General features: G+C 41.3%; 13 protein-coding genes. 9 read left to right on the forward strand and 4 right to left on the reverse strand.

Going from position 1 to position 14106, the window contains the following annotated elements; all coding sequences use genetic code 11:
* The first annotated feature begins 44 nt into the window (after positions 1 to 44).
* The 3 genes from H9629_RS10135 to H9629_RS10145 all read left to right on the forward strand — a co-directional run bounded on the left by H9629_RS10135 (position 45) and on the right by H9629_RS10145 (position 4790).
* The gene (locus tag H9629_RS10135) at positions 45 to 407 is read left to right on the forward strand and encodes a hypothetical protein (protein WP_064096623.1); all 363 of its coding nucleotides are present in this window, start codon (positions 45 to 47) and stop codon (positions 405 to 407) included.
* 871 nt (positions 408 to 1278) lie between these two features.
* Positions 1279 to 4098, forward strand: coding sequence for an autotransporter domain-containing protein (locus H9629_RS10140; RefSeq protein WP_191731026.1), 2820 nt, complete (start codon positions 1279 to 1281; stop codon positions 4096 to 4098).
* Between the two features lie 158 nt (positions 4099 to 4256).
* The gene (locus tag H9629_RS10145; RefSeq protein ID WP_191731050.1) at positions 4257 to 4790 is read left to right on the forward strand and encodes a GNAT family N-acetyltransferase; all 534 of its coding nucleotides are present in this window, start codon (positions 4257 to 4259) and stop codon (positions 4788 to 4790) included.
* A gap of 30 nt (positions 4791 to 4820) precedes the next feature.
* On the opposite strand, the gene H9629_RS10150 is transcribed toward H9629_RS10145, so the two are convergent.
* Positions 4821 to 5453 (reverse strand): alpha/beta hydrolase, encoded by a 633-nt coding sequence (locus tag H9629_RS10150; protein ID WP_064096625.1) that lies wholly within the window; start codon positions 5451 to 5453, stop codon positions 4821 to 4823.
* Positions 5454 to 5576: 123 nt separating this feature from the next.
* On the opposite strand from H9629_RS10150, the gene yaaA reads away from it, so the two are divergent.
* The 4 genes from yaaA to H9629_RS10170 all read left to right on the forward strand — a co-directional run bounded on the left by yaaA (position 5577) and on the right by H9629_RS10170 (position 10358).
* On the forward strand, positions 5577 to 6359 hold the full coding sequence (gene yaaA / locus H9629_RS10155) for a peroxide stress protein YaaA (RefSeq protein WP_064101847.1): 783 nt from the start codon (positions 5577 to 5579) through the stop codon (positions 6357 to 6359).
* A gap of 1198 nt (positions 6360 to 7557) precedes the next feature.
* Complete coding sequence (locus tag H9629_RS10160) at positions 7558 to 8880, forward strand: NCS2 family permease (protein WP_064096627.1); 1323 nt, start codon at positions 7558 to 7560, stop codon at positions 8878 to 8880.
* A 77-nt stretch (positions 8881 to 8957) separates the two neighbouring features.
* A complete protein-coding gene (locus H9629_RS10165) occupies positions 8958 to 9959 on the forward strand; it encodes an adenosine deaminase (protein WP_064096628.1) in 1002 nt (333 codons plus the stop codon).
* Between the two features lie 45 nt (positions 9960 to 10004).
* Positions 10005 to 10358: a hypothetical protein gene (locus tag H9629_RS10170; protein ID WP_191731027.1), complete on the forward strand. Its 354-nt coding sequence runs from the start codon at positions 10005 to 10007 to the stop codon at positions 10356 to 10358.
* Positions 10359 to 10401: 43 nt separating this feature from the next.
* Here H9629_RS10170 and H9629_RS10175 read toward each other — a convergent pair whose 3' ends face one another.
* Complete coding sequence (locus H9629_RS10175) at positions 10402 to 10965, reverse strand: cytochrome b (protein ID WP_191731028.1); 564 nt, start codon at positions 10963 to 10965, stop codon at positions 10402 to 10404.
* Between the two features lie 218 nt (positions 10966 to 11183).
* Here H9629_RS10175 and H9629_RS10180 point away from each other — a divergent pair, with 218 nt between their 5' ends.
* The gene (locus tag H9629_RS10180) at positions 11184 to 11555 is read left to right on the forward strand and encodes a hypothetical protein (protein ID WP_144725160.1); all 372 of its coding nucleotides are present in this window, start codon (positions 11184 to 11186) and stop codon (positions 11553 to 11555) included.
* 22 nt (positions 11556 to 11577) lie between these two features.
* The gene (rnhB, locus tag H9629_RS10185) at positions 11578 to 12201 is read left to right on the forward strand and encodes a ribonuclease HII (protein ID WP_263600644.1); all 624 of its coding nucleotides are present in this window, start codon (positions 11578 to 11580) and stop codon (positions 12199 to 12201) included.
* Between the two features lie 94 nt (positions 12202 to 12295).
* On the opposite strand, the gene csrA is transcribed toward rnhB, so the two are convergent.
* A complete protein-coding gene (gene csrA, locus H9629_RS10190) occupies positions 12296 to 12550 on the reverse strand; it encodes a carbon storage regulator CsrA (protein ID WP_064096631.1) in 255 nt (84 codons plus the stop codon).
* 250 nt (positions 12551 to 12800) lie between these two features.
* Entirely contained in the window at positions 12801 to 14081 is a 1281-nt protein-coding gene (locus H9629_RS10195) for an aspartate kinase (RefSeq protein WP_144725025.1), read from the reverse strand.
* Positions 14082 to 14106 lie beyond the last annotated feature (25 nt).

The raw sequence follows: 14106 nt of genomic DNA on the forward strand, positions 1-14106 counted from the left end.
CTTATGCTAAACCCATATAAGAAAAAAGCCATTTGGAAGTAGCGATGCGAAAATTAAAATTCATGGCCAATACCCAAAGCCAGCAACCACGGGATGGTCAAGAAACTCAGGAATACGTAGCACATTTACTTGCTGAGGAATTAGGTAAATACGGTTTTCAGACCTTAAGTCAAAGTGGTGCACAAGTGGCAGTAAGCGTAGATGAGCATGAGCTGCCATTATCGGTAAGTTGTGAAACCAGAGATGAACAGGGCCATCTGGTCTGTGAAATTGCTTCATATCCGGATGAAGAACAGGACTGGCTGGATCGGATTACCGAGCAAAGCTTGTTAAACCAGCTGGCACAGGCTGTTGAAGCATCGCTTAAAAAACAGGAAAGTTTTAGTGAGTTTGAATGGAAGAATTAGGGACTGTTAATATTTCCTAATAGCCATCAGACAAAGTACAAGCTGGAGCCCCTAAACTTCAAAAGTTCTACTCTAGCTTGTTAGCTTATATTGCAATACTTCAAGGTTATTTCATCCACGCACATATATTTTCAGCTAAGTGACTGACCTTACATCGGTGCCAGTTCACACGTGTATAGTGGGATTTCGAATGATATTTATTGGAAATATCAACCTGAGTTTGGTTTTCCTCTATTCTTTTTTGGGTGAGTCAAAATCCTGGCTTTTATCCACATACATTATCTTCGTTCCAGCCAAGTTCGAGTGATTAAGTCAATCACCTCACATCCCGCAAATTTTACTTTCATTAATCACAAAGCTCCGATGGCTTTTATGTGACTGACTTGCTAAGTGTATTTAGTACTATTTCGACTTATACACTGCGAAATTGCCTGAATCTTAATTGTTATCATATCTTGATGTGCCACGTATGGCTGAGAAGAGTATGGTTTTACTCAAGACCAGTTTCATTCATTAACAATTTAAATATATTTACTCACTTACTAAACTTAAATTTTCGATTAAATTTTTTGATCAGAGAGTCTGATTTTTCAAAATATTTTTGGTAAACCCAGTCAAAGGCGGTGAAGTCGAATTTAGTAGAAAATAACCCAATAAAAATTCTTAAATTAGGTTCGAACTAAATATCAAAATTATAAAAAATAGTTTTTAGCTTTGCGTAATGTTGACCTGTGAGTAATAGATAAAACTTTGCGGAGAAGGAAAGAAGTCTGGAGACTAAATTCTACTTTATCTTCATTTTTAGGCAGCAAATTTCGACATACTCTCATCAATCTATAAGACCATAATAAATATAATAATAGGCGTAAGTATGTACATCAAAACAGTTCCAACGGCTCTTGCATTCGCCGTCGTTAGCCTCATACTAACTGGATGTGGTGGATCTAAATCTTTGCCCAATGTAACTTCTCAGCCACTTGACAATGATCTAGATAATGGAAATGGTGCAACACCAACACCAACACCAACACCAACACCAACACCAACACCAACATCTTACACTTATGATAAATCCAAGTTTGATGTTGTTGATATTGCGAAAGGCAATAATAAGATCGCAATTGGTGTAGCGGATACGGGTGTCCAGAAAAATACTTATTTGCAGGATTCTGTTGAGAAAGTATTAAAATACATTAATGATTATCAGGCGGGTACTTTTAGGGTTGAAGATTTAACGACAGCCGGCATTTCTGTACAAGACACAAGCCCTAGTCTGCATGGGACATTGGTTGCTCAAATCATAGCGGGCAAGATTCCGGATCAATCTAATTTTATGGAAAAAGCCATGACAGAAGGGCTGGCAAAAGATATTTCACAAATATATGGTATCCAGTCTGCCGATCGTGAATTAGGATATGCAACAACTGCAGGTCATCTTCAGGCCATGAATGACCTGAATAAAAAATATGCTGTGAAGTTATTTAATGCTTCTTTTGCAACGATGTTTGCATCTGGTGATTATAAGCAGCGTCTGCTTGATTACACTGCCGAATTGGTCAAGGGAGATGCTCTGGTGGTGTTTGCTACAGGGAATGACGGGTTTGCCAATCCCTCGGTTGAATCATTACTTCCAGTGGGCAATGAAGCTGTTGAAAAAGGTGTGATAAGTGTGACGGGTCTAGATGAAACAGGTCAAAAAATTTTCCGTAATGCTGATGGTAAGGGGGCGAATGCCTGCGGAGATTCTGCTCGCTGGTGTTTGGCTGCGGATTTCAGGTTCGGCCCGCTGTATAGCAATAAACTGCAAGGGTTAGTGTATTTTTCAGGAACTTCAGCTGCAGCGCCTCAAGTGACTACAGCTGCAGCATTGGTATGGTCTAAATATCCCTGGCTGAATGCTGATCAGGTACGTCAAGTATTGCTGACCAATGCTGATTATCTGGATGATGGTTCAGGTGAGAACAAGCTTTATAACAGCACTACTGGATGGGGGCGTTTAGACCTTGAGGGCTCGTTGAAAGGGATTAAGTTATTCAGCAAAGAGTTTGGTAATACTTTCGATGCCAATGTGATCGGCACCAGTGTCTTTTCCAACAATATTGGGGGTAATGCAGGCCTGACCAAAAAAGGCAATGGCATTCTGGTTCTGTCAGGCGCAAATACTTACCAGGGTTCAACCAGTGTCGAAAATGGCAAGCTGCGTGTTACAGGTTCAATCACCAGTCCAGTAAGTGTCACTAAGGCAGGTGTACTTTCGGGGAATGGTATAGTAGGGTCAGTGGTCAACGGCGGTAAGGTAACGACTGCCGATGGCCGTCTGACAGTAAACGGCAACTATACCCAAAACGCATCAGGTGTCTTGAACTATGATCTGCATCACTACCTCACTATTAAAGGTAATGCTGCACTGGCGGGTTCGCTTGACGTGTCTGCTGCCAGTCGTGACATCTTGACCAAAGGCGAGCATACCGTTTTAACTGCCAACAAGGTTACTGGCACATTCGAGCAGTATAAATCGGTTTCGCCATTCCTTGCGGTATCAGGCTTGGAGCATCATGCCAATAAGGTGACAGTTGATGTGGATTATGCCAACGCGGTTGCTGCGGGTACGGTATCAAGTGGTATCTCTGTGGTATCGGGCAAGCTTTTAAATGACCTGATGGACAAGGCAAATACCCAGGCCTTAAATGGTCAGGTGACTGATCTGACCAAGTATGTGGGAACAATCCAGTCCGTTCAAAGCCGTGAAGCGGCTCAGGCAATCCTGAATTCCAATTCAGGTGCGGTGTTTGTTGAAACTCCATCTGTACTGCTACGCAATGATTCACTGGTGAATGCTCAGATTGCACAGCGTTCACATCAGTTGTTGTATGCGGGACAAGGCGGGGTTTGGGCGAATGCCAGTTACCTGAACAACCAGAATTCTGCAAACGGTTGGGATGATGTTGAATCTCATGTCAGTGTGCTGAGTGTGGGCGCGGATACGATGGTTCGGGATGACTTGGCGGTAGGCGCTTATATAAGCGAGTATCAGGACAAGTCTGATTTTGAGCAAACCAAAGCATCTGCTGATGCTGATGTCACTAACCTGGGTGCCTACCTGAAATGGCAAGCTGCTGACAATCTGTATGTTGCGGGTAATATGCAGTTTGGTTGGGGGGATGTGGAATTCAAGCGTGTGCTTACCGATGCTGTGGCATCTGTAGATTCCCGATCAAAAGCTGATCTGAGCAAATACGGTGTATATGGCGAGATCGGTTATGATTACTTCACCGAGCAATTGAGTGTAAGTCCTTATCTGGCACTGAGCTATAACACTGTTGATCTCGATGGGGTTAAAGAAGTAAATGTGTTGGGTGTGGCGGTGAGTGATGTGAGTATCGCTGAAACCAAAGCTCATGTCGGGGTGCGACTGGATTATCAGCTTACTCCAAACGTGGTGCTGACTGGTTATGGTGAATATGCCAATGCATTTAGCCGTGATTATGACAAGGTTGCGTTGTCAATGAATGTGGATAGCACTCGCAATGTCCTGTTCACGCCACCGAGCTTTGATAAGGACTATCTGTTGTATGGTATAGGCTTTAATTATCAAAGTGGTCAGAACTGGAACATCTTTGGAGATGTCAATGGCAATGCTCTTGATTCTGGTGATTACCAGTTGCAGCTTGGTTTGAAGTACGGGTTTTAAAAAAATTGAATAATAAAGATACTATTTAAGTTAAGGAGTTTCAGCTCCTACAGGATTAATAATGATAAAGGATCTTAAGCTGCTTTTATTTACACGAATTTTATACTGTTATGAGTCGTTTTCAAGGTGGCACTGATATGGTCAATAAGTTCATTCCTATGTATTACTCTAATAAAATTCGCCCTCAACTCGAAAGTGAACGTCTGATCCTGAATTATTTTAAACCGGTTGATGCCGTAGAAGCTTATGCTTCGATCACACCGAGTCTGACACGTTTTATGGCGTGGGATGTACCAGAATCTGAACAGGGTTTTGCAGCAATCTGGCAAAATTGGCTGGAAAATATGACCGATCATAAAGAATATATATATGTGATCCGTCATATAGAAACACAAGAATTTATTGGACTATGTGGTTTACATCGACTTCATGACGAAATACCTGAAGTTGGTATTTGGATCCGTGAAACTGCGCATGGTCATCATTATGGACACGAGGCAGTGCGTTGTATTGTGGAATATGCTTTCAATACATTAGATATTAAAGGTTTAAGCTATCAAGTAGCTGAAGAAAACTGGGCGAGCCGGAAAATTGCAGAGCGCTTGCACGGAAAAATTACCAGTTATCTGGATAAACCCAAATATCGGGCAGTGATTTATGAAATTCTTGCAGAAAATTTTATCTCTGAATAAAAAAACCCATCATCTGATGGGTTTTTTTATTCAGCCAAGCGCTAAGTACCGGGTCATTGCAATTCGCAATTGCTTTAAGTAGCCGGTAAAGAAATGGTTGGCACCAGGCAATACGGTCACTAGATGACGCTGTGGTTTTGCCCATTCAATCATATCTGACAGCAAAGTTACTTCATCGGCTTCCCCATGAATGAACAGAATGTCGCCTTTAATTGCTGGTGTAATATAATGGCGAATACCGGCAACAGTAGCGGTCGGTAGTCCACATAAAATGGTTTGCTTCGGTTGTAGTTCTATTGGCAAAGCTGCGTAGCTCTTCGCCATAACATGCGCACCAAAACTAAAACCGCCTGCATAAAAAGGCAGGGCAATATGTTGAGTACGGGCGAACCGGATGACTTCCAATACATCGTCGGTCTCACCGAAGCCCTCGTCGTGTATACCTTCACTTTGACCAGAACCACGGAAACTTGGACGATATACAATACAATCACGTTCCAGATACATTTGTGCCAGTAAAACCGGAACCTTGTGTTGTGGTGTTCCACCTTGCAATGGATGAGGGTGACAAACTACCGCGAATCCTTTCACTTCACCCTGAGGATAATCCACAAAAACTTCAATCTGACCTGCCGGTCCTTGAAGAAAAATTTGCTCGGACATATAAAAACCGATGATTAACAGGAGAATTTCGCATTTTAACGATTATGGTGAATAAAAACATGAATTGGAATTAAAATAAGTCTACTGATATAGTTTGATTAATCATTTTTTGACCAGGTTGCCATGCTCGCTTTAATTTCTCCAGCTAAAACTCTTGATTACAATACCCCCCTACCAACTGACCAATTTACTCAAGCGAGATTATTACAGCATTCGCAGGATTTGGTTAAAGTTTGTCGCACACTTTCTGCATCAGAAATTTCAAGCTTAATGAGTGTCAGTGAAAAAATTGCTAGTTTAAATGCTGCACGTTTTAATGACTGGCAACCAGATTTTAATTTGGCCAATGCCCGTCAGGCGATTTTTGCATTCAAAGGCGATGTCTATACAGGTCTTGATGCTTATAATTTGAAGAATGAAGACCTGCATTATGCCCAAGACCATTTGCGGATGCTGTCCGGTTTATATGGGCTCTTGCGTCCTCTGGATCTGATGATGCCTTATCGCCTGGAAATGGGTACTAAATTGGCCAATATCCGGGGGCATAACTTATATGATTTCTGGGCTCATCATATTACTGATCTGATTAATCAAGACTTGGCAGCAGTAAAGTCTGAAATTCTGGTCAATATCGCGTCTGATGAATATTATAAATCGGTTAATGAGCGCAAAATTCAGGCAGATATTATCAAGCCGGTATTTCTAGATCAGAAAAATGGCAAATATAAAGTGATTAGTTTTTATGCTAAAAAAGCACGCGGTCTTATGGCACGTTTTATAATTGAAAATAAAATTGATCGGATTGAAGGGCTAAAAGCTTTTAATGTCGATGGTTATTACTTCGATGCAGACAGTTCACTCAAGAAAGAACTGGTGTTTAAGCGCGATGAACAACTGAGTGCATAAATAAACGATTTCCCATATCCAGCATGAGTACAAGTATGCTGGATATGAGAGCCCTATTATAAGGTACATGTATAATCTTTAATGATTTGACTTTGTGAGGCAGATAAAGGACAGATGCACAGAATTAGCGAAAGGCACCATTGAGCTTTCAAGAATAGCCTGCAGAGTTTCCCAAGAATAAAATTGTCACTACACACATCTAAATAACTCGAAAAATATCATTTATTTAACGTTTTTTCTCAAAAAATAAAGATGAGGTCTTTGGGGAAAACCCTATGAAATTATGCAAAATACTCTTCATGAAATACGTGATATTTCATTTATCAGAATAGTCCTATTTCAAAATTATTTTTCTAAATTAATTAAAAAAACTTTTAATTACAGATACTTATTATTAATTTGAAAGAGCTTTATGAAAAAAAAGTTTAAAAAAAAGAATTACAAGTTAATTAAGTAATAGTAAATAAAAATACAGAAAAGTATTGGTTTAAGGCTTTAAAACTGCCTTTCATCGGGTTAAATGTAAAGTATGTCACAAGTTTGTTATGTTTTTTGTTAGCATAATTTCATAATGTTACAAAGCGGCATAATAAGAATGAAAATATATGCTATTCCTGTCTTTGCCTTAATAATCAGTTTATTGGGATTTTGCGTCCATAAACATTCAGAAATAAGGAAATATGAAAAGATCCGTCATGTCTTGAGTGAGGGGCGTGATTCAAACAAATTATTGGAATCCAACCGGCATCGGCATTAATCCAGCTTACTTAGCTTCAGGGTTTAAAATTTGAATAAAATAATAAAATTAAATTAATAATAAATATAATGAATTTTTAAAGTATTCGCTTAGAATATATTAATTTCTAATAAACTGTAAAAATCTAAGAAGCAATAAGAAATCAGTGTGTTATAATTTGCCCACAATCAAGATGAAGCAGATATCATCTTGTTAACCATTTGATTTAAATCTTGAAATTAAGCTGCATAAAAATTATGCAGCTTTTTTGTTTAGATTTTTTGGGTTTTTATAGCATAGCCCTGGGTGGGCTGTAAGCTGTTCCAACATTTTAACCCGTCAAATGGCTATGCTGGCATATTCGTTGCTAACACATCCTTAAAATTGATGAATTTTTTTATAAAATTTCATTTATTTGACAGCATGCTTAAAGCATAAAGTTTACTCAATAGGGGCTAGGTCATGACGACTCCTAATCCATCTTCAGAAAGTATGCTTGAACGTCTGTTCAAACTGAGTGAAAACAAAACCAGTTTCCGCACAGAAGTTCTGGCAGGTGTAACCACGTTCTTAACGATGTGTTACATCATTATTGTCAATCCAATGATTTTGTCCGAAACGGGGATGGATCATGGGGCTGTCTTTGTTGCCACTTGTCTTGCAGCAGCAATTGGCTGTTTGGTCATGGGTTTGATTGCGAATTATCCAATTGCCCTAGCACCAGGTATGGGCTTGAATGCCTTCTTTACCTATTCTGTATGTTTGGGAATGGGAGTGCCTTGGCAAACCGCATTAGGCGCAGTTTTTGTGTCAGGTCTGGTTTTTATTGCGATCAGCATGTTCAAAATACGTGAGGCTATTGTCAATGCTATTCCGATGTCGCTAAAGCTCGCGATTGGAGGAGGTATTGGATTATTCCTGGCGCTGGTTGCGTTAAAAAATGCCGGTATTATTGTGGATAATCCGGCTACTTTAGTCGGCTTGGGCGATCTGAAACAACCCTCGGTATTACTGGCACTTTTAGGATTTTTGCTTGTGGTGGTAATGCACCAGTTCAAAGTCCGTGGTGCAATTATCATTAGTATTCTGGTGGTGACGGCTATTGCAACTGCACTAGGTTATAATGAATTTCAGGGTGTAGTGGGTGCAATTCCATCACTTGCTCCAACATTCATGCAAATGAATTTTGAAGGTCTATTCACTGCCAGTTTAATTGGCGTGATTTTTGTCTTCTTCCTGGTCGATCTATTTGATTCCACCGGTACACTCGTAGGTGTTTCGCACCGTGCAGGCTTGTTAAAAGATGGCAAACTGCCACGTTTGAAAAAAGCACTTTTTGCTGACTCTACTGCAATTGTTGCAGGTGCAGCTCTAGGGACTTCATCGACGACACCATACATTGAATCTTCTGCAGGTGTAGCAGCTGGTGGGCGTACAGGTCTAACCGCTGTAGTCGTCGGTATCCTGTTTGTTGCCTGTTTGTTCCTTGCGCCATTGGCACAGTCTGTACCAAGCTTTGCAACAGCCCCAGCGTTGTTATTTGTTGGTGTCTTAATGATTCAGGGTATCGTACATATTGATTGGGAAGATATTACAGAAGCAGTTCCTGCATTTTTAACCATTGTATTTATGCCATTTACCTATTCGATTGCGGATGGTATAGCAATGGGCTTTATTAGCTATGCATTGATCAAGTTGCTGACTGGTAAAGCAGCAACTGTGCCGTATATGGTCTGGATTATTGCACTACTATGGACGCTTAAATTCGCACTATTTGGCGGCTAATTTTTCTGGATTTGGAAAGGGTGTAGACTCAGTTTGCACCCTTTTTTTATTATTTAAGGGTTTCACGAGGAGAAATGATGAACCGTCTCGAGTTGATTCGAGCTTTGCCAAAAGCAGAACTTCATGTGCATATTGAAGGCACCTTTGAGCCTGAGTTAATGTTTGCAATCGCTCAGCGTAATCAGATTGCTATCCCGTATAAATCTGTCGAGGAAGTTAAACAGGCGTATAACTTTCATAATCTTCAGTCGTTCCTTGATATTTATTATGCTGGTGCTGCTGTACTGATTCATGAACAGGATTTTTATGATCTGGCATGGGCGTATTTTGAAAAATGTGCTGAAGACCGGGTCGTGCATACTGAAATGTTCTTTGATCCACAAACCCATACTGATCGTGGCGTTGCTTTTGCAACCATGATCAACGGCTTGCAAAAAGCCTGTGATGATGCCAAAACTAAACTGGGTATCAGTTCACATCTGATCATGTGCTTCTTGCGTCATTTAAGTGAAGATGCTGCTTTTGCAACACTGGAACAGGCCTTGCCTTATAAAGACCAGATTATTGCAGTCGGTCTGGATTCAAGTGAAGTCGGGCATCCACCGTCAAAGTTTGAACGTGTTTTTGCTAAAGCACGAGATGAAGGCTTCTTAGTGGTTGCGCATGCAGGAGAAGAAGGCCCGGCAGCCTATGTCTGGGAGGCGCTGGATTTGCTCAAAGTCAATCGTATCGATCATGGAGTTCGTTCGGAAGAAGATTCTGAATTAATGCGACGCCTGATTGCAGAAAAGATGCCATTGACCGTTTGTCCATTGTCAAACCTGAAACTTTGCGTCGTGGATGACATGCAGCAGCATAATATCCATCGCCTCTTGCAGCAGGGCGTGCATGTTACGGTCAATTCAGATGATCCATCCTATTTTGGCGGTTATATGAATGACAATTTTATTGCCATTGCTGAAGCGCTGGACTTAAGTAATGAGGAACTCAAGCAGTTGGCCATCAACTCATTTGAAGCCTCTTTTATTACCGATGCTGCTAAAGAACAATGGATCAACCAGATCCGTGCTCTGGTTTAAGTTTTCAAATAAAAGGCAGGGTACGCTCTGCCTTTGTTTTTATAGATGGATATGAAATTGAAATATGTAATTCTACTCATCAGTAGCGTGTTGATATCTGCCTGCTCAAATGCGGATATGACTTTGACACAACGTACCTTAAAACCCGTGATTGAATACCAATGTGGAAAAGAGCTGAAAGCATCTAAATTCTGGACCGCCTCGACTTATTTTATGCAGGATAAAAATAAAGCTGAACTTGAACAGAATGTGTGTTCCTGTGTGGGTGAGCATGCGCTTAAAGATATTCCAGCCAGCACTTTGCTTAAAGCAACTCTCGATGAAGAGGTAAAGTCAAAGCTTACTCAACAAGCAATCGCAAACAGTCTGAAAGGCTGCATGACCGAGTTCTTGAAATAAAATCAGCTTTGCAATGAAAGCTGATTGAATGTAGTTTTGCAGTTTATTTTTTAGACGATTTAGATTGTCGCATCATGCTGGTGAGTACGTGATCCTTATCGATAAAATGATGTTTCAGTGCTGCGGCAATATGTCCGGTTAAAAGGAGTCCCACCGCCCAGGAAAGCCAGATATGCAGAGGTTTTGCGATGGCGGTCACAGCCGGATTTTCTGCAATCAGTGCCGGAAGCTTAAATAAATACAGCACCGGTGCTGGGTAGCCCAGACTCCAGCTATATAAACAGCCGGTGACAGGTAGGGCAATCAGCATGAAATACAAAGCCAGATGACCTGCATGTGCTAAAGTTTTCATCCGGGATGACATAGTGTCAGATAGTTCGGGGGCAGGATGGGTGTAGCGCCAGAAGATTCGTACAACCAGCAGGAAAATAATGGTGGTGGCGATATTTTTATGCAGGGTGATGACATCGCCTTTAAAGCTGCTATCGACCTCATAACTTAAAAAATCCCCACTATAAAAACCAATCAGCCACGCTGCAATAAAGATAATCGCCATGATCCAGTGCAGCCATTGTGCCGTGCGTGTGTAATATTGTACTTTTTCCATGTGATTTTCTGTGGCCCATCAAAGATGGACGCACCTTAGCAAAGGGCGAATCAGCTCAGCAATTCCAAATCTGCAACGCTATGGTGGCTTTCATGCAACATCCATTGAAATGGCTGGGTGCAGATTAAACATTCAGGATGATTTTTAGATTTCTTATTCAGGTGAATTTCGGCACAATAGCGTCACGCTTCATATATGAATAAACAAGGAACAGATCTGTGAAAAAATTATTGATTGCACTGGCTCCAATTGCTTTGGTTTTATCGGCTTGTGCAACAACAGGCAGTCCTGAGACTCAAACCACGACTCAGCAACTGGGTGGGGCTGCGCTTAAAATCGCGATCAATGCAAAATGTACGACTGAGCTGAATAATATTCCGGCATGGCAAACAGCAACACGTCTCATGACTACAACACAAAAACAGGATATCCAGACTGAAATTTGTGGCTGTGTCAGTGAAAAAGCACCACAGAATGTAACAGCGGTAGATCTGGCAACTGCAGCAATTGATCCCACAGCACGTGCGACGATTGTCGGTAATGTGGTGGCAAAAACCATTAACGCTTGTGTAGCTGAAGCTGTAAACTAAGCCAAGATTAAATTGAAATAGGCTGACCGGTTCAGCCTATTTTTTATGGAAGAAAGACATGAAAATTGCTGGTGTAGATGAAGCAGGGCGTGGGCCATTAGTGGGTTCGGTTGTCGCTGCGGCAGTTATTTTGGATCCGAACAACCCGATTGAGGGTTTAAATGATTCTAAAAAACTTACTGAAAAGAAGCGTGAAAAGCTTTTTATCGAAATTCGGGAAAAAGCCCTGGCATGGGCCATTGCTGAGGCTTCTGCAGCAGAGATTGATGAGTATAATATTTTACAGGCCTCTTTGCTGGCGATGCGTCGCGCTGTAGAAGCTTTGCCAGTTCAGCCTGAGCATGTACTGGTCGATGGCAACAAGATTCCACAGGGCCTTGAGATGAGCTGTGATGCTATCATTGGGGGGGATGCGCTGCATGCTGAAATTTCAGCAGCCAGTATTCTGGCTAAAGTAACCCGAGATCATCAGATGATCGAGATGGATCAGAAGCATCCGCAATTTGGTTTTGCCAAGCATAAAGGTTATCCAACCAAGGCGCATTTTGAAGCGATTGCCCTGCACGGTGTTATTGATGAGCATCGCCGCAGTTTTGGACCGGTAAAAAAAGTGCTTGCAACATTGCAGCAAGAGGTAAAACTTTAGACTTTATTAAATTTTTTAATTATTTAGAGTGCTTATATAGAATACAGAGAAATTTAAAGCGGCTAAAAAAGCCGCTTTATGATTTACACAAAAATTAACGGTTAAAGTTATTTTGTGTCTGATTATCATCTTCAAAAGAAGGCTGGTAATCTTGATCGATATGTTGAAGATGTTCATGCATTGCGCGTTCATGCTGGATACGCTGGTATATCTCTTCACGGTGCACAGAGACTTCTTTAGGAGCATTTACCCCAATACGAACCTGATTACCTTTTACACCAAGTACAGTCACGCTGACTTGGTCACCAATCATTAAAGTTTCCCCGACGCGTCGAGTCAGAATCAGCATGTTTTTCTCCTTGCAAAATGCAAAACCTGCAATCTATTGAATGTAAAATAAAAAGCACAACCAAAAATTATAAAATAATATCTGGATAGAAATTCTGTCACCTGAATGAAAGACTTTAATCTATCTCAGTTGGTTAAAAATCCTCATGCTTAATATAACAGAGCCACTATAAAAAAAACTATAGCGGCTCTGCATTTTTGTAGAATTTTATAAAATAGTGTCAAACAATGACAATATTTTGTTTTTTCGCTTAAGCGCGTGCGCTAGATTCGCCTTGTTCGCGGTCTAGACCAAATGCGGTATGCAATGAACGTACAGCAAGTTCAAGATAATTCTCTTCAATGATGACTGAAATCTTGATTTCAGAAGTCGAGATCATCAGGATGTTAATACCTTCGTCAGCCAGGGCGGTGAACATTTTGCTCGCTACACCTGCATGAGAACGCATGCCTACACCTACGATCGATACTTTTACGATGTCATCACGAGTCGCAACTTCACGTGCGCCAATTTCTTTAGCGGTTGCTTCAAGAATTGCTTTTGCTTTTGCAAGTTCGCCACGGTTTACAGTGAATGTGAAGTCAGTCGTACCATCTTCTTCTACGTTTTGGATGATCATATCGACTTCGATATTCGCAGCGCCAATCGGTGCTAAGATTTTAGATGCAATACCTGGAATATCAGGCACACCTAGGATAGTCAGTTTAGCTTCGTCACGGTTAAACGCGATACCAGAGATAATTGGCTGTTCCATGTTGTCTTCCAATTCAGTCGTAATAAGTGTGCCAACGTTGTTTTTAAATTCTTCGTCAAACGCGCCATCATTGTCATTGTCAAAGCTTGAAAGTACGCGTAAAGGTACTTGATATTTACCCGCAAATTCAACAGAGCGAATTTGTAGAACTTTTGAACCAAGTGATGCCATTTCTAGCATTTCTTCAAACGAAATACGGTCGACTTTTTTCGCTTTTGGTGCAACGCGAGGGTCAGTGGTATATACGCCATCAACGTCAGTATAGATTTGGCATTCATCCGCTTTGAGTGCAGCAGCCAGTGCCACACCTGAAGTATCAGAACCGCCACGACCTAAAGTTGTTGTGTTGCCTTCAGCATCAAAGCCCTGGAAGCCGGCAACTACAATTACACGACCCGCGTCCAGATTTTTAGTCAATACGTCAGTATCAATCGACTCGATACGGGCTTTGGTAAATGCGCTGTCAGTCTTAATGCCAACCTGGCGTCCAGTCAAAGATTTAGCTTCAACCCCGATCGAATTCAACGCCATTGCAAGCATGGAAATCGTTACCTGTTCACCCGTAGAAACCATTTGGTCTAGTTCACGCGGATCAGGGGTTTCGGTAATGGCTTTCGCTAAAGCGAGCAGACGATTGGTCTCGCCACTCATTGCCGATACAACCACCACTACCTTGTGGCCGTGGTCATGCCAGCGCTTTACACGACGAGCAACATTTAAAATGCGCTCTGGAGTACCCATAGAGGTACCGCCATATTTTTGAACGATTAATGCCATAGTTGTTCCATATAAACCATGACCC

The sequence above is a fragment of the Acinetobacter pecorum genome (assembly GCF_014837015.1).
Lineage (GTDB): Bacteria > Pseudomonadota > Gammaproteobacteria > Pseudomonadales > Moraxellaceae > Acinetobacter > Acinetobacter pecorum.

Bases quoted from the DNA above. Each gene is read 5' to 3' on its own strand.
- H9629_RS10195 (WP_144725025.1), bottom strand. From the start codon at position 14,081: ATGGCATTAATCGTTCAAAAATATGGCGGTACCTCTATGGGTACTCCA.
- H9629_RS10135 (WP_064096623.1), top strand. From the start codon at position 45: ATGCGAAAATTAAAATTCATGGCCAATACCCAAAGCCAGCAACCACGG.
- H9629_RS10150 (WP_064096625.1), bottom strand. From the start codon at position 5,453: ATGTCCGAGCAAATTTTTCTTCAAGGACCGGCAGGTCAGATTGAAGTT.
- H9629_RS10145 (WP_191731050.1), top strand. From the start codon at position 4,257: ATGTATTACTCTAATAAAATTCGCCCTCAACTCGAAAGTGAACGTCTG.
- yaaA (WP_064101847.1), top strand. From the start codon at position 5,577: ATGCTCGCTTTAATTTCTCCAGCTAAAACTCTTGATTACAATACCCCC.
- H9629_RS10165 (WP_064096628.1), top strand. From the start codon at position 8,958: ATGAACCGTCTCGAGTTGATTCGAGCTTTGCCAAAAGCAGAACTTCAT.
- H9629_RS10170 (WP_191731027.1), top strand. From the start codon at position 10,005: ATGGATATGAAATTGAAATATGTAATTCTACTCATCAGTAGCGTGTTG.
- csrA (WP_064096631.1), bottom strand. From the start codon at position 12,550: ATGCTGATTCTGACTCGACGCGTCGGGGAAACTTTAATGATTGGTGAC.
- H9629_RS10140 (WP_191731026.1), top strand. From the start codon at position 1,279: ATGTACATCAAAACAGTTCCAACGGCTCTTGCATTCGCCGTCGTTAGC.
- H9629_RS10175 (WP_191731028.1), bottom strand. From the start codon at position 10,965: ATGGAAAAAGTACAATATTACACACGCACGGCACAATGGCTGCACTGG.
- H9629_RS10160 (WP_064096627.1), top strand. From the start codon at position 7,558: ATGACGACTCCTAATCCATCTTCAGAAAGTATGCTTGAACGTCTGTTC.